This is a genomic window from Bradyrhizobium sp. USDA 4532 (genome assembly GCF_024171315.1).
Lineage (GTDB): Bacteria > Pseudomonadota > Alphaproteobacteria > Rhizobiales > Xanthobacteraceae > Bradyrhizobium > Bradyrhizobium australafricanum.
Map to the genome: position 1 here is coordinate 3,239,680 of NZ_JALJZN010000001.1, position 25,507 is coordinate 3,265,186.

19 protein-coding genes are annotated in these 25,507 nt (G+C 65.1%); 8 read left to right on the forward strand and 11 right to left on the reverse strand.

Annotated features, from left to right (window positions below):
• Positions 1 to 178 precede the first annotated feature (178 nt).
• Positions 179 to 1,237: a class I SAM-dependent methyltransferase gene (locus J2R76_RS15410; protein ID WP_200844600.1), complete on the forward strand. Its 1,059-nt coding sequence runs from the start codon at positions 179 to 181 to the stop codon at positions 1,235 to 1,237.
• A gap of 111 nt (positions 1,238 to 1,348) precedes the next feature.
• On the opposite strand, the gene J2R76_RS15415 is transcribed toward J2R76_RS15410, so the two are convergent.
• From J2R76_RS15415 to J2R76_RS15435, 5 genes are all read right to left on the reverse strand, one after another.
• Complete coding sequence (locus J2R76_RS15415) at positions 1,349 to 2,980, reverse strand: L,D-transpeptidase (RefSeq protein ID WP_141340343.1); 1,632 nt, start codon at positions 2,978 to 2,980, stop codon at positions 1,349 to 1,351.
• 263 nt (positions 2,981 to 3,243) lie between these two features.
• The gene (locus J2R76_RS15420) at positions 3,244 to 4,482 is read right to left on the reverse strand and encodes an MFS transporter (protein WP_141340344.1); all 1,239 of its coding nucleotides are present in this window, start codon (positions 4,480 to 4,482) and stop codon (positions 3,244 to 3,246) included.
• 88 nt (positions 4,483 to 4,570) lie between these two features.
• Positions 4,571 to 5,158, reverse strand: a complete 588-nt coding sequence (locus tag J2R76_RS15425) for a PRC-barrel domain-containing protein (protein WP_141340353.1) — start codon at positions 5,156 to 5,158, stop codon at positions 4,571 to 4,573.
• A gap of 60 nt (positions 5,159 to 5,218) precedes the next feature.
• A complete protein-coding gene (locus J2R76_RS15430; RefSeq protein WP_141340345.1) occupies positions 5,219 to 7,420 on the reverse strand; it encodes an amylo-alpha-1,6-glucosidase in 2,202 nt (733 codons plus the stop codon).
• A gap of 84 nt (positions 7,421 to 7,504) precedes the next feature.
• The gene (locus J2R76_RS15435; RefSeq protein ID WP_076827043.1) at positions 7,505 to 9,268 is read right to left on the reverse strand and encodes an ABC transporter ATP-binding protein; all 1,764 of its coding nucleotides are present in this window, start codon (positions 9,266 to 9,268) and stop codon (positions 7,505 to 7,507) included.
• 313 nt (positions 9,269 to 9,581) lie between these two features.
• On the opposite strand from J2R76_RS15435, the gene J2R76_RS15440 reads away from it, so the two are divergent.
• From J2R76_RS15440 to J2R76_RS15465, 6 genes are all read left to right on the forward strand, one after another.
• Complete coding sequence (locus tag J2R76_RS15440; protein WP_057017535.1) at positions 9,582 to 10,649, forward strand: glycosyltransferase family 4 protein; 1,068 nt, start codon at positions 9,582 to 9,584, stop codon at positions 10,647 to 10,649.
• Positions 10,650 to 10,950: 301 nt separating this feature from the next.
• A complete protein-coding gene (locus tag J2R76_RS15445) occupies positions 10,951 to 12,204 on the forward strand; it encodes an ABC transporter substrate-binding protein (protein WP_057017536.1) in 1,254 nt (417 codons plus the stop codon).
• A 16-nt stretch (positions 12,205 to 12,220) separates the two neighbouring features.
• A complete protein-coding gene (locus J2R76_RS15450) occupies positions 12,221 to 13,090 on the forward strand; it encodes a branched-chain amino acid ABC transporter permease (protein ID WP_028334343.1) in 870 nt (289 codons plus the stop codon).
• The gene (locus J2R76_RS15455) at positions 13,090 to 14,076 is read left to right on the forward strand and encodes a branched-chain amino acid ABC transporter permease (RefSeq protein ID WP_076827047.1); all 987 of its coding nucleotides are present in this window, start codon (positions 13,090 to 13,092) and stop codon (positions 14,074 to 14,076) included. Before J2R76_RS15450 ends, J2R76_RS15455 begins: the two co-directional genes overlap by 1 nt.
• A gap of 10 nt (positions 14,077 to 14,086) precedes the next feature.
• The gene (locus J2R76_RS15460; RefSeq protein WP_076827049.1) at positions 14,087 to 14,836 is read left to right on the forward strand and encodes an ABC transporter ATP-binding protein; all 750 of its coding nucleotides are present in this window, start codon (positions 14,087 to 14,089) and stop codon (positions 14,834 to 14,836) included.
• Positions 14,829 to 15,533 carry an ABC transporter ATP-binding protein gene (locus J2R76_RS15465; RefSeq protein ID WP_200844601.1) on the forward strand — a complete coding sequence of 235 codons (705 nt, stop codon included), beginning with the start codon at positions 14,829 to 14,831 and terminating at the stop codon, positions 15,531 to 15,533. The genes J2R76_RS15460 and J2R76_RS15465 overlap by 8 nt, the downstream gene beginning before the upstream one ends.
• A 120-nt stretch (positions 15,534 to 15,653) precedes the next feature.
• Here the strand turns inward: J2R76_RS15465 and J2R76_RS15470 are convergent, their stop codons facing one another.
• Both J2R76_RS15470 and J2R76_RS15475 read right to left on the reverse strand, forming a co-directional pair.
• A complete protein-coding gene (locus J2R76_RS15470) occupies positions 15,654 to 17,597 on the reverse strand; it encodes an alkyl/aryl-sulfatase (protein ID WP_141340347.1) in 1,944 nt (647 codons plus the stop codon).
• A 49-nt stretch (positions 17,598 to 17,646) separates the two neighbouring features.
• Positions 17,647 to 19,467, reverse strand: a complete 1,821-nt coding sequence (locus J2R76_RS15475; protein ID WP_141340348.1) for an NAD(P)/FAD-dependent oxidoreductase — start codon at positions 19,465 to 19,467, stop codon at positions 17,647 to 17,649.
• Between the two features lie 123 nt (positions 19,468 to 19,590).
• On the opposite strand from J2R76_RS15475, the gene J2R76_RS15480 reads away from it, so the two are divergent.
• Positions 19,591 to 20,379 (forward strand): IclR family transcriptional regulator, encoded by a 789-nt coding sequence (locus J2R76_RS15480; RefSeq protein ID WP_057017541.1) that lies wholly within the window; start codon positions 19,591 to 19,593, stop codon positions 20,377 to 20,379.
• Positions 20,380 to 20,610: 231 nt separating this feature from the next.
• Here J2R76_RS15480 and J2R76_RS15485 read toward each other — a convergent pair whose 3' ends face one another.
• The 4 genes from J2R76_RS15485 to J2R76_RS15500 form a co-directional block, all read right to left on the reverse strand.
• On the reverse strand, positions 20,611 to 21,714 hold the full coding sequence (locus tag J2R76_RS15485; protein WP_141340349.1) for an ABC transporter ATP-binding protein: 1,104 nt from the start codon (positions 21,712 to 21,714) through the stop codon (positions 20,611 to 20,613).
• Between the two features lie 15 nt (positions 21,715 to 21,729).
• Positions 21,730 to 22,755, reverse strand: coding sequence for an ABC transporter substrate-binding protein (locus tag J2R76_RS15490; RefSeq protein ID WP_246786854.1), 1,026 nt, complete (start codon positions 22,753 to 22,755; stop codon positions 21,730 to 21,732).
• A gap of 23 nt (positions 22,756 to 22,778) precedes the next feature.
• Complete coding sequence (locus J2R76_RS15495; protein WP_057017578.1) at positions 22,779 to 24,521, reverse strand: iron ABC transporter permease; 1,743 nt, start codon at positions 24,519 to 24,521, stop codon at positions 22,779 to 22,781.
• Between the two features lie 611 nt (positions 24,522 to 25,132).
• Positions 25,133 to 25,495 carry a darcynin family protein gene (locus J2R76_RS15500; protein WP_016846500.1) on the reverse strand — a complete coding sequence of 121 codons (363 nt, stop codon included), beginning with the start codon at positions 25,493 to 25,495 and terminating at the stop codon, positions 25,133 to 25,135.
• Between the last annotated feature and the right edge of the window lie 12 nt (positions 25,496 to 25,507).

Genomic DNA, 25,507 nt, shown 5'->3' on the forward strand with positions numbered 1-25,507 from the left:
GGCTCGCCTCGCGGGCTTGTGAACCCCGGCGTTTGTGGGATCCCACCGGCCCGGTAACAATCGGGTCATTGCACCGAACCTTTCAGGCAATCACGTCGCCACACGGCTGGACGACGACGCATGCGTGAAATTGCGAATGATGACTTTTGGCCAAACGCGATTGCGATGGAGGAACATCATGGACGTCAACGAAGAGCGCCTCAATTCATTCATGGGAAAGATGATCGGCGATGTCGGCGCGGCGATGAATGCCTCGTTGATGCTGCTGGGCGACAAGCTCGGGCTGTACAGGGCCCTCGCGCAGGGCGGGCCGATGAATGCCGCGGCCTTGGCCAAGGCAACGGGAACGGCCGAGCGCTACATCCAGGAGTGGCTGTCGGCGCAGGCGGCCTCCGGCTACATCGAGTACGACAAGGCATCCGGAAAATTCTCGATGCTGCCCGAGCAGGCGCTCGCGCTGGCCGACGAGGACAGCCCGGTCTTCCTCGGCGCCGTCGGAAGCCTGGTCGGCGCGACCTTTCTCGATGAGCCAAAAATTACCGACGCCTTCAAGACCGGCAAAGGCGTCGGCTGGAACAGGCGCAGCGAGTGCCTGTTCTGCGGCACCGCCCGCTTCTTCCGCACCAGCTACAAGCACTATCTGGAGCAGGAATGGCTGCCGGCGCTCGAGGGCGTCGTCGACAAGCTGAAGAAAGGCGCCGTCGTCGCCGACGTCGGCTGCGGGCACGGCGTCTCGACGCGATTGATGGCGGAGGCGTTTCCAAAATCAACCTTCTACGGCTTCGATTATCACGAGGGCTCGATCGAGGCGGCGCGGAAGTCCGCGCGGGAGGCGGGATTGTCGGACCGCGCTCATTTCGAAACGCATTCCGCCAAGACATTCCCGGCCAAGGGCTATGACCTGGTGTGCTTCTTCGACTGCCTGCACGACATGGGCGATCCGGTCGGCGCCCTCAAGCATACCCGCTCCACCCTCGCCGACGACGGCACCTGCATGCTGATCGAGCCGTTCGCCAACGACCGGCTGGAGGACAACCTCAATCCGATCGGGCGCGTCTACTACGCCGCCTCGACGATGATCTGCACGCCGGCGTCGCTGGACCAGGAGGTCGGGCTCGCGCTCGGCGCGCAGGCCGGAGAGGCAAGACTGCGCGAGGTGGCGCGCCAGGGCGGCTTCTCGCGGTTCCGCCGCGCCGCGGAAACGCCGTTCAACCTGATCCTGGAAGCTCGCCCGTAAGACGGGCAACCGCACAATGCGATTGGGCGGCGACATCACGCCGCCGCCCAACGCTGCAATGCTGATCTCACGCCCCGGCCGCTCGTTGTGGCCTGCGTCCTCGACGCCCCGCTACCAGTCCTGTTGCGATTGCCAGAAGTACTGGCCGCCGCGCCGGCGCGGATTGGCCGCTTGCGGATTACCGTAAATCTGGGGATTGCCGTACTGAGGATTGCTGTATTGGGGACTGCCATACGGAGTACCGTATTGGGTGCCCGATTGGGGATTCCAGCTGCGCTGATAGAAGAAGCCGAAACCGTCGTCGTCTCTGCTCGCAACCATGTCGTCGGTCATCATGGGCCGGGTCGGCTTGCGCGTGATGAAACCGCCCTGAGGCTGGTTGCTCAGAACGGCGACGAATTCGGTGCGATAGTTGGTCTCGGCGCTCAATGGCTCGTCCGAGATGATGATCGAAGAGCGCGCAACGGCGGTCGGCGCGATGCGATCCAGCACATCCTGCGGGATGGTGATGCGGTCGAGCGCGTTCCTGGCGCTGTCGCCGTCGTCGATCGACACCTCGGTCCAGCGCAGACCGCCCGCGTCGTTGCGTGCCATCGCCGTGTAGATGTGCGTGCCGATCGGTTTGTCCGGATCGCGAATCGTGACTGGAACCTCGATGCTCGAGTCGAACACTTCGCCGCCATCAGCCCACGGCTTGTGGGTGTTGCGCCGAACGTAAAGCTTCTGCGTCGCGCGGCTGATGTAGACGGACACCGGCTCCAGCGCGAGCTTCGCCTCGGTCGCCGCCTTCTGGGTATCGGCTTTCCTGGTCTCGGCCGCCTTGGTGGCGTCCTTGGCGGCGGCTGCGGCGTCGAGCTTCGGCTTGGCGTCGCCCTGGGCGGCCTCGAACTGCGTGGTCGCTTCCGCGGCCTTGGCCACCGCCTTCTGCTTCAGATCCTCGGCGCGCGCCTTGGCCTGGTCGGTCTTGGCCGCGGCGAGCGTCTTGTCGGCCAACGCAACCGCAGCATCGGCACGGGTCTTGATCTGTTGCAATTTGCGCAGCGACGCCGGTGTGAACAGTGCGGCCTCCTTGGTCGCGGCTATCGAAGCCTTCTTCGCCTCGTCGGCTGCCTTGGCGGCATCCGCGGCCTCGCGGCTGAGCTTCTCGGCGCGCGCCGGAGCTGCCGCAATGGCTTGCGCGTTCGGCACGAACAGCGCCTGATGGGTGAAATCGACCGGGGCCGGGTCGTTCGGCGCGATGATCACCCGCATCCCGATCCGGGTCTTGTCGAACAGCTTCTCGGCAAAATCGTAGGGCATCCGGACGCAGCCGTGCGAGGCCGCATATCCCGGCAGCGGCCCGCCATGCAGCGCGATGCCGTTCCAGGTGATGCGCTGCATGTTGGGCATCCAGGCATCGTCATACAGGGTCGAGTGGTGGTCCTTGTCCTTCTCGATCAGCGCAAAGACGCCGGCCGGCGTCTCGCGTCCCTTGACGCCGCTCGAGACCGGCGCACGGTAGATCCAGCCCTCGGCGTCGTAGAGCGTCACCTTCTGGGCCTTGATCGACACGATCGCCATGATCGGCTCGCCAGCGGTGCGCGGCGCGGTCGCCTCGACGGCTGCCGCGGGACGCTGCTCTTTCGCCGCGACGCCACCGGTCAGTGACGCAAGTGTGACCATCGCTGCGAAAGTCACAAAGGCGGGTTGGCCCCAACGCCGCATCGCTCCGGTGGTTTGCGCCGTCGTCGTTCGATGTACCATGCCGCTCCTCGGTCGAAATGCCTGCCCGCGCTCCGTCAACCCCGTACCAGACCGCGATTTTGGATTGATTAATCGCCGCCACGGTCCAACGCGCGAACTCGCTCCTGGGGACCATCGGACTCGTTCCAGCAGCAAATCACTTATGTATTCACTCATATATGACGGCACATGCAGGAGAAAGGGTGCCGCGCAGCAAAACCGACCGGTAGCCGTATCCCAGTCTGGTCGGTGGCGGCCAATGGTGCCGCGGTTGCGCCCTGCCATCATGCCGTCCGCCGCGTCTCCGGCATCACCAGCCAGATCACGAACAGCCCGAATGCGGCGATCCCGGCGAGGCCCATGAAGGCCGTGCTGCTGCCGAGCTTGTCGCTGACATAGCCGGCCAGCACCGTGCTGAGCGACGCGCCAATGCCGACCGCGGTGCCGACAATGCCCTGCGCCAGGTTGAAATGGCCGCTGCCGAAGGCGATGTCGGCCACGATCAGCGGCACCATTACGCTGAAGATCGCCGCGGTGATGCCGTCGAAAATCTGCACCGTGACCAGCACATAAGGGTCGCGCACCGTCGCGAACAACAGGCCGCGGATCGCCAGCGCGGCGAATGCGATCAACAACAGCGGCCGCCGCCCCCAGGCCTGGGCCTTGCGGCCGACCGACGGCGAGGACAGCGCGACGATCGCCTGCGGCACAATGATGCAGGCAGCGATCAGGACCGGCGCCCATTGGCTCGACCGTGTCGTCACCACGCCCGCCATCAAGGGCAGCATCGCGGCATTGGCGAGCTGGAACAGCATCATCGCGCCGGCGAAGATCAAGAGCGGCCGCTGCCGCACCAGGCCGACGACGCTGGTGGCGCGCTTGTCGGGGACTTCCCGTTTCACCTCGCCATGGGCCTGCGCGATGTCGATCTCGCGCTCGCGGATCCGGGCCAGCGACAACAGCGTCGGGATCGCCAGGATGAAGGTGACGAGGAACACCGAGCGGCTCGACAGCAGATAGCCGCAGGCGCCCATCAGTGCTGCGGCCGAGCCGCTGCCGAGCGAGGCGAAGCGCGCATTGCGGCCGAGCCGCTCGCCGATCGCAAGCGGCCCGACCAGGCCGAGGCTGATCGCGGCGATCGCCGGACCGAGCACGCAGCTCGCGAGCGCGTGCAGCGTCGCGGCGAGCGTCACCACGGGAAAGATCGGCCAGAGCGCGTAGGCCAACGCGCTGGCGCCGATCGCGGCCACCGCACAGCCCGCAACGACCCGCTCGGAGCGCGCCGCATCGACGATCGCTCCGCCGGGCATCTGGCCCAAGAGTCCGATAATGCCGCCGATCGAGAGCACGAAGCCGATCTCGACCTGGGTCCATTTCTGCGTCGTCAGATAGACCGCGACGAACGGGCCGAAGCCGGTCTGCACGTCGGCCAGGAAGAAGATGAACCAGTCGAGGCCGCGCTGGCTTTCCCGCGACGGCCCGCGCGGTTCCTCCGGAGTGGGCTGATCGGGGACAATTGACACAACGTTGGTGCTGCCGGCTGATCGCTCGCCACGATCGTCGCCAACCGTCTCTAAAGAAGAGTTCGGACGCGCGACCAGCTCTACCCCCCTAATGTTCGTAATCCCATGGATGCAGGCTTCCCGCCGCGCCCAGCACGATCAGCGGCGTATCTTCCTTGTACTCGGGCGCAGCGCTCACCTGCTGCTTGTTGAGGTCCAGCGTGATGCTGTCGCTCTTGCTGGAAACACCGGCGAAACGCAGCGCGTTCCAATCGACCACGATCTTGCGGCTGCCGACGCCGAGGAAGCCGCCGAAATCGATCACTGCGGCGCGGACCTTGCCGTCGCGGTCGACAATGACGTCGACGATACGGCCCATGTTCTCATTGGCGGAACTGCGAACGTCGCGCCCGAGAATGCCGTGCGCATCGCGAGCACCGATCACGGTCACCGACGGCGGCGGCGACGGTTCCTTGGACGGTTCCTTGGACGATTCCTTTGAGGGCTCCTTCGCCTGCTCCTTCGGCGTCGCAGAGGCTGCTGGCGGCGCCTGGGCTGCCGGCGGCGCAGGAGTTGCTGGCGTTGCTGGCGGCGCCTGCACGGCCGGCGGCGATGGTGCAGGCGCCGGCGCTTCGTCGTCGGCGGCCCGGACACCCGCGCATGCCAGCAGCGCCGCTGCGACCAGCATCATCATCATCCTCGGACGCATGTTACCCTCCCCGCGATTTCCCGGCGCACGCATGCCGCGCGACGACGCTCAATGCGTCAGCACGATAGACACCTGGATCTGGCCGCGCGTGCGCAACACTTCGAGCGACACCTCGTCGTCATGGCGGCGCAGCCTCAGATCGACGCTGGAAGCGCCGAGCCTGAGGTCGCGCAGCACCACGTCGTTGAGGAACTCCGGCAGCCGCGGATCGCGCAACCTAATCTCGCCGCGCGCGGTGTCGAACTCGAGGCCGAGCGCCGCCTCCAGCAGCGTGAACGGCGTCGCGCTCGCCCAGGCCTGCGGTGCACAGGCCACGGGATAGAGCACCGGGCCGCGCCGGCGCTCGCGGCGGAAGCCGCAGAACAATTCCGGCAGCCGCCGCAGTTCCATATAGCTCGCGGCGTCGAACAGGCCCTTGAACAGATGCGCGACCGAATGCTTGAGGCCGTAGCGGGCAAATCCGAGCGCGATCAGCGCATTGTCATGCGGCCAGATCGAGCCGTCGTGATAGGACATCGGGTTGTAGCGCACTTCGCCCGCGGCGACGGTGCGGATGCCCCAGCCCGAGAAGAACTTCTGGCTCATCAGATCGGCGGCGACCCGCCGCGCGCGGTCTTCCCGCACCATACCGGAAAACAATGCCTGGCCGGCATTCGACGTGCGCACCTTGCAGGGCTGCTTGGCGCCGTCGAGCGCGACCGCATAGGTGCCGAGCTCCTCGCACCAGAATGCTTCCTCGAACCGCTCGCGCAGCCGCTCGGCCTCGGCTTCCAGCTTCGCAGCCTTGTCGGCAAAGCCGAGCTTGCGCGCCGCGCGCGCGGCAAGCTGCTTGCCGGCAAACACGTAGCCCTGCACTTCCGCGAGCGCGATATTGCCCTCGGCAAGCGTTCCGTCGGCGTGGAAGATGGCGTCGAACGAATCCTTCCAGCCTTGATTGCGCAGCCCCTCCTCGGTGGCGCGCTGATATTCGACGAAGCCGTCACCGTCGGGATCGCCGGGGCCGTCGATCCATTGCAAGCCGGCCTCGACCGCGGGCCACAGCTCGCGCAGCGTCTCCAAATCGCCGGTGCGCTCCAGATAGAGCCCGGCGAGCAGCACGAACAGCGGAGTCGAATCGACGCTGCCATAATAATGCGCGAACGGCACCTCACGAAGCGCGGCCATCTCGCCGCCGCGCATCTCGTGCAGGATCTTGCCTGGCGCGGCATCGGCCAGCGGATCGACCGCCTTGGCCTGGAACAGCGCGAGCCGCTTCAGCACGCCCTTGGCGATCCGTGGATCGACCCACAGCATCTGCAACGCGGTGATCAGCCCGTCGCGGCCGAACGTCGTCGAATACCAGGGAATGCCGGCATAGGGGTAACGGCCCTGCGGCGTCTCGGTCATCAGCATGTTGAGGTCGGCCATCGCCTGGCACAGCACCTCGTTGAAGATGTTGTTCGAGGTCTCGATGCTGGCTGCGCCGGCCGACGAAGTCCGCATCTCGCGGCGATGCGCCAGCAGGCCGCGGAAGAACGGCACCGGCTTCTGCATGATCGGCTTGTTGCAGGAGACCGCGACGAACAGCGACGTGACCTGCCCCGGCTCGAGATCGAAATGATAGGTCGCCGCGTTGACCGACAGCCGCGTCGGCCGCGGATCGAAATGCAGCGCGGTGATCCGCGTCTGCTCGTCGAGGCCGCAATATTCCAGCACCACGTCGGTCGGGCCGAGCAGCTTGCTCGAGCCGATGCCCCGCCGCGGCCGGCGCTCGCCGCGCACTTCGAACAGATCGGCAAAGTCATTGTCGAACAGCAGCGTGAGATCGAAGCTTGCGGCATGATCGCCGTGATTCTGCAGGCCGATGCGCTGATAGGCCGTGCCGCGCCACAGAAAGATCGAGCGCACGATATGCAGCGTGTCCTTCGGCAGCGTGAGGCGGTCGTCGCGATAGACGTCGGAATTGGTAAGGTCGACCGTCAGCGCCGAATTGTCGTCGCGCATGTTGGAGCCGAGCAGGAGCGGCTGCACGTCCTCCAGCACCATTTCCAGCCGCGCCAGGTAGCGGGTGTCGGCGTTGAACAGGCCGTCCGGCCCGCCGGCCGAGGCGCCGATGTCGCCATGGCTGTCGAGCACGATGAAGGTGTCGTCATGCTTGAGCGAGCGCCGCGGCCGCGCCGCGGGCCCGGTCATCGGAATGTAGAACGGCGATTCGGCGACGTGCTCCGTGATGCGAGCGGTGATGATCTGCGTAACGACGTCAGCTGCCATCTGAACCTCTGGCGACTTTGCTTGGCCCGTATCCTGGTTCGAACGAACGCACCGGAACGCACAAACGCACTTGACGACGCGGGGTCAGGCCGCGCTGGTGGAAAGTCGGCCCATTTCACGCGCGACCAGGTCGCGGTAGGGGCCCCTTCCCTTCACGAGGATATCGGGCGGACCGTCCTCGACGATCCGGCCGCCCTGCAGCACAAGCACGCGGTCGAAGCTGCGCAACGTCGCGAGGCGGTGCGCGATCGCGACCACGGTACGCCCGCGCATCAGCCGCGACAACGCCTCGCGGATCGCCTCCTCGGAGTCGGCATCGAGCGCCGCGGTGGCCTCGTCGAGCAGCAGGATCGGCGCATCCTTCAGGAAGGCGCGCGCGATCGCGATGCGCTGGCGCTGGCCGCCGGAGACCTTGACGCCGCGATCGCCGACGATGGTGTTCATGCCCTCGGGCAAAGTTTCGATGAAGTCGCAGCGCGCCGCGATCGCCGCCCGCAGCACCTCGTCGTCGGTGGCGTCCGGCCGGCCGTAGCGGATGTTCTCCAGGATCGAACGGTGGAACAGCGAGATATCCTGCGGCACCACCGAGATTGCGGCGCGCAGGCTTTGCTGCGTGACGCGCGAGATGTCCTGGCCGTCGACGGTGATGTTGCCCTGCTCGACGTCGTAGAAGCGCTGCAGAAGGGTAAACAGTGTTGACTTGCCGCCGCCGGAGTGGCCGACCAGGCCGACCCGCTGGCCGGGCTGGATGCGCAGGCTGAAGCGCTCGAACACCTGCAGGCCGCCGGGATAGCGGAACGAGACGTTGTTGAAGGCGATCGCGGCGCCGCTCTTCACCAGCGCCTCGGCCTCCGGATGGTCCTTCAGCTCGTGCGGCTGCAGCAGCGTCGCCAGCGCCTCGGTCAGCCGCGCGACATGCTGGGTGACGTCGACCAGCGCGACCGCGAGATCGCGGGTGGCGCTGAGGATCGAGATGCCGAGCGTGCAGACCAGCACGACATCGCCGGTGGTCGCCGCGCCCTGCTGCCAGAGACTGAGCGCCCAGGCCAGCATCGCGATGGTCAGGATGACGGTCACGCCGGCGTGAATGAGACGAAGCTTCTCGAGGTAGCGCAGGGAACGGCCACGCGCGACGAGTTCCCGATTGACGGTCGCATCGAAGCGTTCGTGCTCATAGCCGAGGCCGCAGAACGCGCGTACCAGCGGCAGGTTGTTGATGACGTCGACCATTTCGCCGTCCACGGCGGCCGCCCTGTTGGCGAAATCGTCATGCAGCGGCCGGCCGGCGGCGGCGATGCGGAACATGGCCACCACCATGGTTCCGGCGATCAGGATCAGCACTGCTGACATTGTCACGCTGACTGTTCCAACCAGGGCGATCGCCGCGAAGGTCGCGATGCAGGGCGGCAACACGTTCCATACGAACATATTCTCGACGGTGAACACCGCGTTCGAGGTCGCCGTGATCCGGCTGGTCAGCATGCCCGGCAGCCGGTCCGTGAAATAGCTCGGCGCGTGGCCGGTGAGATGGCGGAACATGTCGCGGCGAAGATCGCCGGTGACGCTGACAAAGGTGTAGCTCGCGGTCCAGCTCGCGATCCGCCACAGGAAGTTGTCGGCTGCAATCAGTGACATGAGCAGAGCGAATGCCAGCCATACGCCGTTCGCGGCCGACGGCCCTGCCGACAGCGCATCGACCAGATTCTTCACGCCGTATTGCGTGCCTACCGAGCAGGCAACCGCCGCAACAACGGCTGACAAAATCACAACATGCGACGGCAGACGCCGGCGCAGATAGCGCAACACAAAGGGAAACGGACGATGCGCGTATCCTGACAGATGGTCCATGACGTCCTGCAAAGCTGTTGAAGGTGAACGAGAAAATTCTAGTCGAAGCTCTCGCGCACGATGACGTGAAGGGCGGCGGTGGGATTCCTTGATGCAGCCATCACTGCGCAACAATTTTGCAACGCTGGCATAGGCAAAACCGTGTTGGAGCGTGATGGCATCAGCAAGACCACAGTGTGATGGAAGAAAGAAGCGGCAGATCTCCCACATCTAAGGAACCTCGCACGTGCGAGAACGTTCCCGTCTTTGGCATGTCGGTGCCATCTGAGGGCTGAGGGTAGTTCATTCCACATTACAAACAGGAGACGGAGAGATGCGCATCGCGCAGGTTGCCCCGCTGACGGAGGCTGTTCCCCCCAAGCTCTACGGCGGCACCGAACGGGTCGTGCACTGGCTGACCGAAGAACTTGTAACACTTGGACATGACGTGACGTTGTTCGCCAGTGGCGATTCTCAAACCTCCGCGAAGCTCGATGCGACCTGGCCGAAGGCACTGCGGCTCGACGGCTCGGTCCGCGATCCCAATGCGCTCCACATGGTGATGCTGGAACGCGTGCGGCAGAAGGCCGACGACGAGGAGTTCGACTTCCTGCACTGCCATCTCGACTATTATCCGTGGTCGCTGTTCGCGCGGCAGCCGACGCCGTTCGTCACCACCTTGCACGGACGGCTCGACCTGCCGGAGCATCAGCCGGTCTTCAACACCTTCTCGAAGATTCCGGTGATCTCGATCTCCAACGCGCAGCGGCGGCCGGTGCCGCAGGCGCATTGGGTGCGCACCATCCATCACGGCCTACCGGAGAATCTGCTGACGCCGCAACCGGCGAAGCCGTCCTATCTCGCGGTACTCGGGCGCATCGCGCCGGAGAAAGGCGTCGATCGCGCGATCAAGATCGCAACCCGCTGCGGCATTCCGCTGAGGATCGCGGCTAAGGTCGATCGTGCCGACCAGGAATATTACGATGAGTTGATCAAGCCGCTGATCACCAGCAACCCGTTGGTCGAGTTCATCGGCGAAATCAGCGACCGCGAGAAGCCGGATTTCCTCAGCGGCGCGATCGGGCTCCTGGTTCCGATCGACTGGCCGGAGCCGTTCGGCCTCGTGATGATCGAAGCGATGGCCTGCGGCACGCCCGTCATCGCCTATAACCGCGGCTCGGTGCCGGAGATCATCGAGGATGGCCTGACCGGCTTCATCGTCGAGGACGAGATCAGTGCGATCTCCTCCGTCGGCCGCCTAGGAACGCTCAATCGCGACGCGATCCGCAAGCAGTTCGAGACCCGCTTCACCGCGCGGCGCATGGCGCTCGACTATCTCGCCGCCTTCCGCGGCCTGATGGAAGCCGAGCCGCGCTTCAAGCTGGTGGCCAGCGCAGAGTAGCAGTTGCAGCGGCCGATCGAATGATCCGGCGGGCCGGCCGGCACCATCCGTGCGGTCCGTCGGGTCGTTCGATTGTCAATAATACCGTCGTGCGCGGCGGCAACTGTCACGCAGCAAAACACTCCGCATGCGCGCGTCGCACGATTGCTGCGACGCACCAGCGATGACAGGTTTCCCCATCAGTTCGGCTGATATCGCCTTTGCGAATGCCGAATTACGTGCTCTTATGCGCCGCGCTTGAGCAAAAAATAATAAGCGAGCGGACGGAGCAACCGTGCCGTGATCGCGCAGGGGGAACGCCATGACAGGGGACCGCAAGCCGTCGGCCATTAATAATGCCGCACCGACCAGAGCCTCACAAAACAAGCTGAACCGCCGCAAATTCCTCGCCAAGACCGGCGGCGTGCTGGCGGCAGGCGCGTTCGGCGCCGTTCCGCTGCGCGGCTGGGCGGCCGATCCGATCAACATCGGCGCGCTCTATCCGACCACCGGCAGCATGGCGCAGATCGGCGTCGGCTGCGTGGCTGCGGCCAAGCTCGCGGTCGACATGGTCAACGAGGCCGGCGGCATCAAGTCGCTCGGCGGCGCCAAGCTCAACCTCATCGTCTCGGACGTGCAGAGCGACACCACGGTGACGCGCACCGAGACCGACCGCCTGATCACGGGCAACAAGCTGTCGGCGATCCACGGCTGCTATGCCAGCGCGCTGACCTTGATCGCGAGCGAAGTCTGCGAACGGGCGAAGGTCCCGATCATCACCGGATCGAGCTCCGATCAGCTCAACAAGGGACGCACCTACACCTTCACGCCGTTCGCGCGCGCTTCGCAGTTTGCCAAGGCGCAGCTGCAGATGGCCAAGCTGGTCAGCGAGCAGGCCAAGGTCGCCGTCATTTTCGAGAACACCGCGTTCGGCACCTCGACCTCGAACGGGCTGAAGGAGCTGGCGCCGGGCGAAGGCGTCGAGATCGTGATGTTCGAGCCCTACTCGGCCGGCTTCACCGATGCGAGCCCGCTGATCAACAAGGTCAAGGCCTCCGGCGCCAACACGCTGTTCTCACTGTCCTATCTCAACGACCTCATCCTGATCGTGCGCACCGTGAAGCAGGTCGGGCTCAACATCGCGATCAACGGCGGCTCCGGCGGCTTCGTGATGCCGGACTTCTACAAGAATGTCGGCAATGCCGCCGAGGGCCTGCAGGGCGTTGCGCACTGGAACCACGACGTCAGCGACGACGCGCAGAAGGTGAATGCCGAATTCAAGAAGCGCACCGGCGAGTTCGCGTTCGAATATGCCGGCGGCCTGGTCGCGCAGACCTTCATGCTGGCCGACGCGCTGGAGCGCGCCGCCTCCGCCGATCCCAAGAAGGTGCGCGAGGCGCTCTCGACGCTCGATGTTTCCTCGGGCTTTGCTGCGATGGCGCCGGGCGGCAAGGTGAAGTTCGGGCCGGACGGCAAGAACGTCTACGGCCGCCCGGTCGGCGTGCAGTGGCAAAACACCGATCTCGTCAGCGTCTTCCCGAAGGAAGACGCCCGCGCCCCGCTGATGAAGACCTGAACCGCGGTCGCATCGCATGTGGGAGACACTGGCCCAGGCCGTGATCAACGGCCTGCTCATCGGCGGCATCTACGCGCTTGTCAGCATCGGCGTCACGCTGATCTTCGGCGTGGTCAAGATCGTCAACTTCGCCCAGGGCGAGTTCGTGATGATCGGGATGTATATCTCGTTCTTCCTCGCCACCCAGTTCGGCATCGATCCACTGGTCTCGCTCGTGGTCTCGATGCCGGTGCTGTTCCTCGCCGGCGTCCTGATCCAGCATTTCCTGATCCGCAGGGTGCTGGGGCCGAACGACATGCCGCAGATCTTCCTGACCTTCGCGCTGTCGCTGTTGCTGCTCAATCTTTCGCTGATGTTGTTCAGCGCCAATTACCGCACAGTCCACACGTCCTATTCGGATGCGGCGTGGCATATCGGCGGGCTGTACATCCCGGTGGCGAAACTGATCGCCTTCGCGGTCGCGATGGCGCTAAGCGGGCTGCTGTGGGTATTTCTGCACACCACCGATCTCGGCCGCGCGATGCGCGCCGCATCGCAGAACCGCGACGTCGCGATGCTGATGGGGATCAATCCGAACCGCGTGTTCGCGGTCGCGTTCGGCACCGCGCTGGCGCTCGCGGGCGCCGCCGGCTCGCTGCTGATGCCGTTCTATTCAGCCTATCCATTCGTCGGCCAGGTGTTCGTGCTGATGGCGTTCGTCGCGGTCGTGATGGGCACGCTCGGCAATGTGATGGGCGCGCTGATCGCAAGCCTGATGATGGGCGTCGCGGAATCGCTCGGCATCCAGTTCGTCGGCGCCGATTCCGGCTTGATCGTGGTGTTCGCGCTGCTGCTGCTGACGCTCGCGTTCAGGCCGAGCGGGCTCGGCGCCAGGAGGGGCCGGTGATGCAGACGTCCAGCAACTTCAAATGGCTGTGGCTCGCGATCGGGGCGGTCGTCATGCTCGCCTTGCCCCAGCTCGTCACCTCATCGTTCGCGATCGACATCTTCATCCGCATCCTGCTGTTCTCCTTCATCGGCGTCGCCTGGAACCTGATGGGCGGCTACGCCAAGCAGCTGTCGCTCGGCCACGCCGCCTATTTCGGGCTCGGCGCCTACACCTCCACCATCATGCAGGTGAACTACGGCATCTCGCCCTGGATCGGGATGATCGCGGGCGGCGTGGTCGCGATGCTCGCAAGCCTGCCGATCGGCTGGCTCTGCTTCCGCCTGCGCGGCCCCTATTTCACCATCGCCACCATCGCGACCGCCCAGGTGCTGATGCTGATCTTCCTCAAGTTCCGCGACTTCGCCTGGGGCGCCGAAGGCACCACGATCCCGAATCTCGGCAGTGCGCCGTTGATGATGCAGTTCGAGGAAAAGTCGTCGTACTATTACGTCGTGCTCGGCCTGCTCGTGGTCGGCCTGTGGATCACCCACAGAATCGAGAAATCCTGGATCGGCTACTATCTCGTCGCGATCGGCGAGGATGAGGACGCCGCCGAGGCGGTCGGTGTCAACGCGCCGAAGGTCAAGCGCGACATCTACATGATCAGCGCGTTCCTGACCGCGCTCGCCGGCACCTTCTACACGCAATACATCTACTTCATCGATCCCGCGACCGCGTTCAGCTTCAACGTCTCGATCGAGGCGGCGCTGGTGTCGATCGTCGGCGGCATCGGCACGCTGTGGGGACCGGTGATCGGCACCGTGCTGCTGGAGACCACGTCGGCGCTGCTGCAAAGCTGGCTCGGCAGCTCGGTCGGCGGCATCCAGCTCACGGTCTACAGCCTGATCCTGATGGCTGTCATCCTGTGGCGGCCGACCGGACTGATCGGGTTCGCGACCGACATCTATCACCGCACCGCCCGGCGCAAGCCGGCGCGCGCCTGAGGTCGTCGCGATGGCAGAAGCACTCGTCATCAAGGGTCTCAGCAAGCGCTTTGGCGGCCTGCGCGCCGTGCAGGACGTCAGCTTCACGGTGCAGGAGAACGAGACGGTCGCGCTGATCGGGCCGAACGGCGCCGGCAAGACCACGAGCTTTCATTTGATCACGGGATTTCATCGGCCGGATTCCGGCTCGGTGCTCGCCTTCGGTCACGAGATCGTGGGGCTCAAGCCGCATGATGTCTGCGCGCTGGGCCTTGCCCGCACCTTCCAGGTGGCAAAGCCGTTCGGCGCGATGACCGTGCTCGCCAATGTGATGACCGGCGCGTTCCTGCGCGACCGGCATATCGCGGCCGCGCGCAACAAGGCGCTCGAGGCGATCGAGTTCGTCGGCCTTTCCGTCAAAGAGCAGACCCCGGCCAAGGACCTCACCACCATCGACCAGCGCCGGCTGGAAATGGCCCGCGCGCTGGCAACGCAGCCAAAGATCCTGCTGCTCGACGAGGTGATGGCCGGACTCAACCCGGCCGAGATCGACCAGGCGGTGGCGCTGGTGAAGAAGCTCTCCGCCAGCGGCCTCACCATCGTGATCGTCGAGCATGTGATGCGCGCGATCATGGCGGTGGCTCGCCACATCGTGGTGCTCGACCACGGCCAGAAGATCGCCGAGGGCGCGCCGAAGGAGATCGTGGAGAATCCGGAAGTGATCCGCGCCTATCTCGGCTCCTATGTGCATCCGCCGGCGCAGGGAGACGCCCATGCTTGAGCTCTCGCGCGTCAGCGCCAGTTACGGCTCGGTCCCTGCCATCACCGATGTCAGCATCTCCATTGGCGAGGGCGAAGCCGTCGGCCTGTTAGGTGCCAACGGTGCCGGCAAGAGCACGACGCTGCGCGCCGTCTCCGGCCTCGTCAAGCTGTTCGGCGGCAAGGTCACGTTCGACGGCGTCGACCTCGCCACGCTGCCGCCCTACCGGATCCCCGAGCTCGGCATCGCGCATGTGCCGGAAGGCCGCCAGGTGTTCCCGGAAATGACGGTGCAGGAGAATCTCGAGATCGGCGCCTACACGCCGAAGGCCAAGGCGGATCGCGCGCGCACTATGGAGCTCGTCTTCAGCATCTTCCCGCGGCTCGCCGACCGCAGGAGACAGCTCGCCGGCACCATGAGCGGCGGCGAGCAGCAGATGGTCGCGGTCGGCCGCGGGCTGATGCTGAAGCCCCGCCTTCTGATGCTGGACGAGCCCTCGCTGGGCCTCGCGCCTGTGATGACCGACGTCACCTTCGAGAAGATCGGCGAGATCCACAAGATGGGCACCGCGATCCTGCTGGTCGAGCAGAATGTCAGCCGCGCGCTGTCGCTGGTGCAGCGGGCCTACGTGCTGGAAAGCGGCAATGTGATCATGCAAGGCAGCAGCGCCGAGCTCGCGGGCAACAAGCAGGTGCAGGCGGCGTATCTCGGGATTTGAGATACTTGCCAACTCAGTGCGTAAGTTAAGTGCCACGTCATTCCGGGATGGTCCGAAGGACCAGACCCGGAATCTCGAGATTCCGGGTTCGATGCTTCGCATCGCCCCGGAATGACTTCGTCACGTCACCGCCGTCCGCTTCGGCTCGACGATCTCGAACATCCGCGGGAATTCGTCCATCAGCGCCATCAATTCATCGAGCCGCTGCAGCTCGCCGGATGTCTTGATCCTGCCGGCATCGACGGCGTCCGGGAAAGTGGTCAGCTTGGCGATGACCTCGTCCAGCACGCTGCGCGCCAGCGTGAAGCTCGCCTGCGCATCGGCCGCCTGCGCACCCCTAACGTAGGTCAGGGCTGAATTCTCGAGATTGAGCACGAAGGTCTCGCCGGTATCGGTAAAGCTCCAGTTCAGCACGATGCGCTTGCCTTCGGCCTTGGGGCCGTTGAGGCGGATGCCGAGCACGTCCCAAAGCTGATCGGTGCGCAGCGCAGCCAGCGTCTCGCGCGGCATCGGCGAGCGCGGCGGCGTCTTCGGCATGCCCTGCCGCAGCTCCTGCGCACCGAACAGATAGGCGTTGCGCCAGGTCGAGCTTTCCGCGGCATAGCCGAGCTGCTCGAACGTGTCGGCGAGGAGCGAGCGCGCGGCCTGATTATCAGGCTCGGCGAACACGAGATGGCTGACGGCCTGCGCCACGAAACGGAATTCGCCCTTGGCAAAATCCGCCGCGGCGCGTTTCAGGATCGCGTCGGCGCCGCCCATATACTCCACATATTTCTTGCCGGCCTCGACCGGCGGCAGCGGATCGAGGTTGACCGGATTGGCATCGTACCAGCCGAGATATTTCTGGTAGATCGCCTTCACATTGTGCCTGATGTGGCCGTAATAGCCGCGGCCGTGCCAGGCACCCTCCAGGCTCTGCGGCAGGCGGATCGTCTCGGCGATCTCGGCTGCATTGAGCCCATGGTTCATCAGACGGATGGTCTGGTCGTGCGCGTATTTGTAGAGGTCGCGCTGCTCGCGGATCATGCTGTCGATCCGCGCCTGCCCCCACACCGGCCAGTGGTGCTGGCCGCACATCGCTTCCGCCTTGCCGCCCCACATCTGCAACGCCTCGCCGAGATATTTCGACCAGGCCAGCGCATCGCGCACATCCGCGCCGCGGAACGGCAGCAGATTGTGGAAATTGTGCGTGCAGTTCTCCGCAAGATTCAGGAGCTTGTAGCGCGGGATGAAGAAATGCATCTCCGCCGGCGCCTCGCTGTTCGGCGCCATCTGGAATTCGAACTCGACGCCGTCGATCACGCGCTTGTCGCCGGTCGCGATGATCAAATCGGTCGGCCGCAGCAGCGCCACGCCGCCCGCCGCCATAGTCTTGCCGAGGCCGCAGTCGACATGGCCGCGCACGCCCTTGGCGAGGAACGGCCCGAACTGGTATTGCGCACGGCGCAGCATCGCCGGCCCCGCGATGATGTTCTCGGAGACCGCATGCTCCATGAAGAGGTTCGGCGCGATGATCGGCACGCCTGCCGCCAACATAGCGTCGTCGAGCACACCGCGGGCGCCGCCCCAATGGTCGGTGTGGGTGTGGGTGAAGATGACGGCGGCGACCGGCCGCTTGCCGCGGTGCCGGAAGTACAATTCCATCGCGGCGCGCGCGCCCTCGATCGAGGTCAGCGTGTCGACCACGATGACGCCGGTGTCACCCTCGATCAGGGTCATGTTGGCGATGTCGAGGCCACGCACTTGGTAGACACCCGGCACCACCTCGAACAGGCCGTGATGCATGTTGAGCCGCGACTGCCGCCACAGGCTCGGATCGACGGTCGCGGGCGCTTTCTCCTCGGACAGGAATCCGTAGGGCTCGAGACTCCAGACCACCCTGCCCTGGGCCGAGGTGACGCGTGCGTTCTCGATGGTGCCGAGAAAGCCGCGCGCGGCGTCGTCGAAGTCCCTGGTGTCGGCGAACGGCAGCGCCTTCAGCGTCGCCGCGTGCTGCGCGATGACCGGCGCGGATGCCGCCTTCGGACTTTCGTGCGACGTTTCGCTTGCGGTTGTCTGGGCCATACTCAAGCACTCCCTCGATTGGCGGAAATCGGTTCCGATCGCGCTTCCCTCAGCGGAATTGCACGCCCTCGAACTGGCCGCTACGGCGCCAGCCGTCGATATATTTGAAGTAGGCCAGCGCGCCCGAGGGATGGCCGACACTGAGCTTGGCCGCGGGACCGGGCTCACGGCCCTCATTGTTGTAGTAACCGGGCGTGCAATCCGGCCCGCCGATCATCCGGCCGACGCCAGTCAGCAGCAGTTCGACCCAGCGATCCTCGGCTTCCTTGCTGACCTCGATTTCCATGAAGCCGTTGTCCTGCGCGTGGCCGACCATCAGCGCGATGGTGCGCGCCGCTTCGGTCAGATTGTGTGGCACGTTGGAGATCAGATTGGCGCCCTGGGTCGGCTGCACGAAGAACACGTTGGGGAAGCCGTGCACGTGGATGCCGTGCTTGGTACGCATGCCCTCGGCCCAGTGCTCCGATAGCTTGATGCCGTCGCGGCCGGTCAGATCGAAGCCCGCGCGCCGCTTGTACTCGGTACCGACCTCAAAGCCGGACGCATAGATGATGCAGTCGAGCTGATACTCCTTGCCCGCAACGACGATTCCGTTCTCGGTGATCTCCTCGACGCCCTTGCCGTCGGTATCGACCAGATGGGTGCCCGGCGTATTGAACGCCTGCAGATAGGCGTCGTGGAAGCATGGCCGCTTGCAGAGCTGGCCGTACCAGGCCTTGAGATTCCTGGCAGTGTGGGCATCGCGGACGATGGTGTCGACCCGGTTGCGGATTTCCTCCATCTTCTCGAAGTCAGAATCCTCGAACGCGGCCCGCATGTTCTCCACGCTTCGCTGCTCGCGCGGCAGCAGCATGATCTTGGCGCGGATCCGCTTCGACAGGTCGGTCCAGCCGTCCTGCACCAGATCCTCCTCGGCCGATCCGCCGGCCTGGTTGGCGGTGAAATTCTCCAGCCAGCGCTGTTGCCAGCCCGGCGTCGCGATCTCGGCAAACCAGTCGGGATCGATCGGCTCGTTGCCGCGCACATCGACCGACGATGGCGTACGCTGGAATACGTAGAGCTCCTTGCAGGCGCGCGCGAGGTGCGGAATGCATTGCACCGAGGTCGCGCCGGTGCCGATGATGCCGACGCGCTTGTCGGCCAGCTTCTCCATCAGCGCGCCCTTGGGGTCACCGCCGGTGTAGTCGTAATCCCAGCGGCTGGTGTGGAACGAGTGGCCCTTGAAGCGCTCGATGCCGGGTATGCCGGGCAGTTTCGGCACGTGCAGCGGGCCTGTGCCGATGCCGACATATTGCGCGGTAAACGCGTCGCCCCGCGTGGTGCGGATGATCCAGCGCGATTGCGCGGCGTCCCAATCGAGGCTCGTGACCTCGGTGTGGAACAGCGCGTTGTCGTAGAGACTGAATTGCCGGCCGATCCGCTGGCAATGCGCGAGGATCTCGGGCGCATGCGCGTATTTCTCGGACGGCATGTGGCCGGTCTCTTCCAGCAGCGGCATGTAGACCATCGACGCCGTATCGCATTGCGCGCCGGGATATCGGTTCCAGTACCAGGTGCCGCCGAAATCGCCGCCCTTCTCGACAATGCGGACGTCCTTGATCCCGGCCTCGGTCAGCCGCGCCGCGGTGGCGAGCCCGGCGAAGCCGCCGCCGATAGAGGCGAAGGTGACGTGATCGGTCTTCGGCGCGCGCTCAACGACCGGCGTGTAGGGATCGTCGAGATAATGCGCGAGCTGGCCCTTGATCTGGAGATACTGGTCATTGCCGTCGGGACGCAGCCGCTTGTTGCGCTCCTCCTGATACTTCAGGCGCAGCCTCTCCTTGTCGATCGCGGCGGGCTTTGCGTCTCGGGCTTGCTCGGTCATCGTCATCGGGAGTCGCCTCGCTCCAGCGGTTCCTTGTCCTTATTCCCGGCAGATAAACCGATATCGACACGATTTGCAAATTCATTCCGATATATTGACAAATCAGGCCATCTGCGACCAATATTCCGTATGATAGCATCTTCCCCTGCCGAGACTCAGGCGGACCCGTCCTTTGCGACCACCCTGGCGCATGGGCTCGATGTACTGGCGGCGTTTCGCCGTCATCCCGGCTCGCTGTCGAACGCCGAACTCGCGTTGCATACCGGCCTGTCGCGGCCGACGGTGTCGCGGCTGACCTACACGCTCGAGCAGCTCGGTTATCTCAGGCGCGACACCAAGGGCCGCTTCGTGCTCGGGCTGGGTGCGCTCGCCGCCGCCTATCCTGTGTTGTCCGCGCTGAAGGTGCGTCAACTGGCACGTCCGCTGATGCGCGACTTCGCGACCTATGCCGGCGGCACGGTGTCGATCGCGATGCCGTTCGGCATCGACTTCATCTATGTCGAGACGCTGCGCACGACGGATACGGCGCCGCACGTGCCCGACGTCGGCTTTGTCAGCACGCTGGCGCCGACCGCGGTGGGGCGCGCCCTGCTGTCGCTGTTCACCGAGGACGAGCTCGGCGCCTATGTCGCGCGCGTCAAGGCCGAGCGCCCCGACGAATTCGATTACGTGCAGAAGCGCACCTTGCCCGACATCGAATTGTGCCGCGAGCGCGGCTTTGCCGTCTCGCTCGGCGAATGGCGGCGCGAGATCTTCGGCGTCGCCGCCCCGCTCTATCGGACGCCGACCGGCGAATGCCTGTCGGTCAATTGCGGCGTCCCCTCCTTCCGCTTCAGCGCCGAGCAGATCGAGCGCGAATGCGGTCCGCGCATCCTCGGACTCGCCCGCAGCATCCGCGCGCTGGTGGAGGAAGGTTAGGCGGCGCGCTGGCGGCACGGGCTGCCTGCCATCGCGCCACGCGACGGCCGCCGCTTCACCTCGCCCCCGCGTGCAGAACGCATCGTTAGATGGGTTCCGGGTGAGGGGGATTCTCCGCAAACGCAACTATCACTGTATTCGCGGAAGCAGCCCCTCACCCCAACCTCTCCCCGCGAAGAGCGGGGCGAGGGAGCCCAGCCCCTTCGCCACTCGACGCGACAATACCACGCTCTACTCATGCGATGCCGGCCCGCTGTCGCGATAGGCCCACAGGCATTCGCGCGGCAACGCGACCTGTGCCTCGACGCCGACCTGATGGCGCGCGGCCGTGCCGAGCTCGATCGCTTCCAGCCGTTTGCCGAACAGCTCGATGCCGTAGGCGGTCTGGGTGCCCTGATATCTGCGGTCGAGCACCTTTGCCGAGAACGTGTTGGCGCCGTCGGGCCGGCCGATCGCGATGTTCTCGGGCCGCAGCGCGATCCGCACTTTCTCGTCGGGCTTGAGCGCCTGGCACAGCGCGACCTCCCCCTGCCGGCCGTCACCGAAATCGACCACCCCATAGCGGCCATTGCATGTGACGAGCGTGCCCGCGAGCTCGTTGGTTGCGCCGGTGAAATTGGCGACGAACAGATCGGCCGGACGGTTGTAGATCACGTCGGGCGTGTCCATCTGCAGCAGCTTGCCGTCGCGCATCACCCCGATCCGGTCGCCGAGCACGACCGCCTCGGCCTGGTCATGGGTGACGTAGAGCGCGGTCATCCCGGTCTGCTTGAGGATGACGCGAAGGTCGTCGCGCAGCCGCAGACGCAGTTTGGCATCGAGGTTCGACAGCGGCTCGTCGAGCAGGAGGAGTTGCGGCCGGTACACCATGCTGCGCGCCAGCGCGACGCGCTGCATCTGGCCGCCCGACAGCGCCACCACCGGCCGGTCGGCATAGTCGGACAGTCCGACCAGCGCCAGCGCCTCCTCGACCATGCGGGCAGCATCGGTGCGCCCGATCTTGCGGTGCTTCAGCGGATAGATCACGTTCTGCCGCACCGTCATATGCGGCCACACCGCATAGGACTGGAACACCATGCCGAGATCGCGCGAACGCGGCGGCACGAGGATGCCGCTTGCCGGCGAGGAGACCACCCGCCCGGAAATGCTGATCTCGCCACCGGTCGGATGCTCGAGCCCGGCGACGCAGCGCAGCGTCGTGGTCTTGCCACAGCCGGACGGCCCCAGCAGCACCACGATCTCGCCGGCCGGCACGCCAAAGCTGACGCCGTCGATGGCCGGGCGGCCGATCGAAAACTGCTTGCTGAGATCGGTGACTTCGAGCGTCGCCGTCATCGCTGCACCATCAGCCTATTGCCGGTAGCCAAACGTCTTGTCCCAGTCCGCGACCCACGCCGCGTGCAGCTTCACATACTCGTCGAACTTCGGATACCAGAGCTTGACCACCTTTGGATCGAACCCCTCCGGATATGCCGGCGGCGCCTTCAGGGATGTGAGATTGCCAAGCTCCTTGATCATGAAGGTCTGTCCTTCCTTGGACAGACACCAGTTCAGGAACAGCTTTGCTGCATTGGGATGGACCGCCGTCTTCGGAATGCCGGTCGCGTAGGGATTGACCGGAGCGCCTTCGGGCGGAAAGAAGATCTCGATCGGCGCGCCGTCCTTCTTCTTTTGGTAGATCACGTTGTAGAGCAGCGGCGCGATCGCGATCTCGCCGCGCACCAGCGCATCGGCCGTCGGCGCGCCGGAGGGATACAGCACCGGATGGGTCGCGGCCTGCTTTGCCCAATAGTCCTCGCCGAGCACCTGGCGCTCGAACATGATCCGCGTCCAGGTGGTGCCGCCGGACTGCGCGAACACCTGCCCGATCAATTTGTCATACTGCGGCTTGGTCAGGTCCATCCAGGATTTCGGCGGGTCCTTCACCAGCTCGGCGTTGTAGGCGATCGACCAGGCGATCGTCGCGCGCGGCCAGTATTTCGGCGAGATCAGCGCGTGCGGATCGTAATCGGCCGCGTTCGGCGGCGCGTAATCCTGGAACAGGTCTTCCAGCGGCTGCATCAGCGCGCGGTCGGAATGGTCGACGACGTCGGCGATCAGCTTGCCGGCCGCGGCCTCAGTCTTCACGCGGGTGATCAGCTGGCCGCCGGGCGCCCGGACCATCTCGACCTTGATCTCGGGAAAGCGCTTATTGAAGGCCTTGATGACCTGCTGCTCGATCTCGGCGAAGTTCGCGGTGTAGTAGACGAGCTTGCCTTCGGACTTGGCCGCCGCGATCAACTCCGCCGAGCCGAACTCCTGCGCCTGTGCCGCAGGCGCCAATGCAAGCGTCGCCACGCTTGCCAAGGCCAGTGTGGTGAAGGTTCGTCTATCCATCGCAATCCTCCCCTTATTCGTTGTTATCCGGTCCGCGCCACGTTGCCCTGCGCCGATCCGCGCGACAGCCAGTTGGCGCCGCCGATCAGGACACCGAGCAGCACGGTCTGCACCAGGCTGAAGGCCGCGGTCTTGCCGATATTGCCGCCCTCATAATAGTCGAGCAGCAGCACCGACATCACCATGGTGTTGCTGGTGTAGAGGAACAGCGACGAGCCGAGCTCGCGGATCGCCAGCACGAACAGCAGCGTCATCGACGCCAGCACCCCCGGCCGCGCCAGCGGCAACACGATCGTCCTGATGGTGCCGAGCATGCCCTTGCCGCAGACCCAGGCGGCCTCCTCGAGTTCGCGGTGGATTTGCAGGAACGAGGTCGACAGCGCTTTCACGGTGTCCGGCATGAAGCGCGCAATGAAGGCCAGCGCGAGAATCCAGATCGTGCCGTAGAGCCCACCCGGCACGCCGATCCAGGCCCAGAGATAGGCGACGCCGACCACCAGCCCGGGGATCGCGACCGGCAGCGTCGAGATCAGGTCGATGGCGCCGCGTCCGCTGACGCGGGTGCGATGGATGGTGTAGCCGATCGCAAAGGCGAGCCCGCCGCCGACAACAGCCGTGATGACGCCGACCTCGACCGCATTGTAGATCGAGCGCATCGTCAACGGATTGTCGAAGATGCTCTCGAAATGCGTCAGCGAATATTGCCGCATGTCGAACAGGCTCGCGACGTCGCGGATGAACATGAACTTGCGGAACGCCGCGACGATCAGCGCCAGCGACGGCAGCACCACGACGATGAGGAGGTAGACGATCCCGATCGCGAAGGTGAGCCAGCGCCATGGGCCGAGATCGAGGCTGCGCGGCCGGAACGCCTTGCCCGCGACGGTGGTATAGCTGCGTCCGCTCAGCAATTTCTGCTGCAGATAGACCAGGAGCCCCGTGACCACCATCAGGATGATCGCGACCGCAGCCGCGGTGTTGTAGAGCGGCGGCGACCAGTTGGTGAGCTTGAAGATGTAAGTGGTGAGCACGTTCAGGTTGGTCGGCGCGCCGAGCACGGCGGGGATGCCGTAGATGCCGAGCATCACGATGAAGGACAGCAGCATGCCCGAGACGATCGCCGGCATGATCAGCGGGAACGTCACCGTGAACAGGGTCGCGACCGGGCTCGCGCCGGAGATTTCCGCGGCCTCCTCCAGGCTCGGGTCCATGTTGCGCAGCGCCGACGAGGTGAACATGTAGACATAGGGCGCGTAGTAGATGCCGAACACGAACACCAGGCCCCACATCGAATAGAGATCGACGCGCAGGTCGGAGCCCATCCACTTGAACATCGTGTTGATCAAGCCGGTCTTCGGCGAGCCGAGAATGGCCCAGGCCACCCCCGCGACCAGCGGCGGCGCGAACAGCGGCAGGATGCTGGCCGCGGCGATGAAGCCCTTGAACGGCGTGTTGGTGCGCACCACGATCCAGGAGAACAACAGCCCGATCGCGACCGCGATCACCGTGCCGCCGCCGCAGGCAATCAGCGTGTTGAGCAGCGCTTCGGCGACGTTCGGATTGGCCAGCACGGCGAGGAAATTTGCGATCGACAAATGGCTCAGGCTGAGACGGATGCCGTCGACCACCGGATTGGTGTCGGTGAGCGCGCCGAGCAGCAGCATGAAGACGGGATAGATGACCAGGAAGGTCAGGATCGCCAGCAATGCCGCGACCCAGAGGCCGGTGAACGCGCGGCGGCGAGTTCCCTCGCTGGCGCTTCGCATGGCTTCGCTGCGCCGGTCGGCCTGTCCGTGCAATGCGCGTTCCCTCTTGCGGCCCGATCTGACGCCGGGCCTGCTTGTATACCAAGGGTAGTCGATCGCGACTGTGACGCAAGCTATCCGAAAGTCGCTTCGGCGCGATTCTGTGACGCACCGCGGGAACACGAAATCGATTGATCGCGTTCGCACGCTGCTCCACCGCCGTCGTCCCGGCGACGGCCGGGACCCATACTCCGCGGCGGATGTCTTGAACGGGACTCGTCGTTCCAACACGCCCGATAAGCAGCATCGGTGGTTATGGGTCCCAGCCTGCGCCGGGACGACGATGCGGGTGGGGCGGAATTCGAGATGCCAAAACAGCCACTCGGTGTCATCACCCGCGCAAGCGAAAGCGGGTGATCCATCACTGACACCTCACTCCAAGGCATGGACGGCCTCCCGAATCGGACCAATCCAGCCAATGTTGATGTGTCAGCTATGTCTCCGAACACCCGTCAGTGATCTGTCCGGGCTGAACCTCGAGCCGGGCGATGACAGATGTGGATGGGACGCAGTTGCGTCGCCACAGGCTGCCGGGACGCCGGCCCGGAACGATCCGGGCCGGCGTCGGCATCCTAGGCAAGGTAATTGCCTTCGAGCGCCGGCATGATGTCGAGCACTTCGAAATAGTGGTCCCAGAACCTCGTCTCGCGCAGGTGGTCGCAGAACCACGCCCAGGCCGAGAGGTCATCGGTCTCGCAGATCATGACGTCGGTCGCCCTGGTCGAGAAGGCCTCCGGCTCGAACCAGCGCACCTTCAGCTCCGGGCGACGCCGGAGCAAGGGAATGACCTCCTCGTGCAGGAAGGCGAGACGCTGCTCGGTCTTCAGATCGAGCCAGTGCCGCGTGGTCTTGACCATGACGAAGATATGAAACCTGTGCGGATCGTCCTCGTGCTCGGGAAGCACGGGAGACGAGGTCGTTTGCAGTGTCACCATTGATCGGTTCTC

Bases quoted from the DNA above. Each gene is read 5' to 3' on its own strand.
- J2R76_RS15470 (WP_141340347.1), bottom strand. From the start codon at position 17,597: ATGGCCCAGACAACCGCAAGCGAAACGTCGCACGAAAGTCCGAAGGCG.
- J2R76_RS15465 (WP_200844601.1), top strand. From the start codon at position 14,829: ATGCTTGAGCTCTCGCGCGTCAGCGCCAGTTACGGCTCGGTCCCTGCC.
- J2R76_RS15425 (WP_141340353.1), bottom strand. From the start codon at position 5,158: ATGATGATGATGCTGGTCGCAGCGGCGCTGCTGGCATGCGCGGGTGTC.
- J2R76_RS15450 (WP_028334343.1), top strand. From the start codon at position 12,221: ATGTGGGAGACACTGGCCCAGGCCGTGATCAACGGCCTGCTCATCGGC.
- J2R76_RS15480 (WP_057017541.1), top strand. From the start codon at position 19,591: ATGATAGCATCTTCCCCTGCCGAGACTCAGGCGGACCCGTCCTTTGCG.
- J2R76_RS15410 (WP_200844600.1), top strand. From the start codon at position 179: ATGGACGTCAACGAAGAGCGCCTCAATTCATTCATGGGAAAGATGATC.
- J2R76_RS15490 (WP_246786854.1), bottom strand. From the start codon at position 22,755: ATGGATAGACGAACCTTCACCACACTGGCCTTGGCAAGCGTGGCGACG.
- J2R76_RS15460 (WP_076827049.1), top strand. From the start codon at position 14,087: ATGGCAGAAGCACTCGTCATCAAGGGTCTCAGCAAGCGCTTTGGCGGC.
- J2R76_RS15485 (WP_141340349.1), bottom strand. From the start codon at position 21,714: ATGACGGCGACGCTCGAAGTCACCGATCTCAGCAAGCAGTTTTCGATC.
- J2R76_RS15445 (WP_057017536.1), top strand. From the start codon at position 10,951: ATGACAGGGGACCGCAAGCCGTCGGCCATTAATAATGCCGCACCGACC.
- J2R76_RS15495 (WP_057017578.1), bottom strand. From the start codon at position 24,521: ATGCGAAGCGCCAGCGAGGGAACTCGCCGCCGCGCGTTCACCGGCCTC.
- J2R76_RS15500 (WP_016846500.1), bottom strand. From the start codon at position 25,495: ATGGTGACACTGCAAACGACCTCGTCTCCCGTGCTTCCCGAGCACGAG.
- J2R76_RS15430 (WP_141340345.1), bottom strand. From the start codon at position 7,420: ATGGCAGCTGACGTCGTTACGCAGATCATCACCGCTCGCATCACGGAG.
- J2R76_RS15475 (WP_141340348.1), bottom strand. From the start codon at position 19,467: ATGACGATGACCGAGCAAGCCCGAGACGCAAAGCCCGCCGCGATCGAC.
- J2R76_RS15415 (WP_141340343.1), bottom strand. From the start codon at position 2,980: ATGGTACATCGAACGACGACGGCGCAAACCACCGGAGCGATGCGGCGT.
- J2R76_RS15440 (WP_057017535.1), top strand. From the start codon at position 9,582: ATGCGCATCGCGCAGGTTGCCCCGCTGACGGAGGCTGTTCCCCCCAAG.
- J2R76_RS15435 (WP_076827043.1), bottom strand. From the start codon at position 9,268: ATGGACCATCTGTCAGGATACGCGCATCGTCCGTTTCCCTTTGTGTTG.
- J2R76_RS15455 (WP_076827047.1), top strand. From the start codon at position 13,090: ATGCAGACGTCCAGCAACTTCAAATGGCTGTGGCTCGCGATCGGGGCG.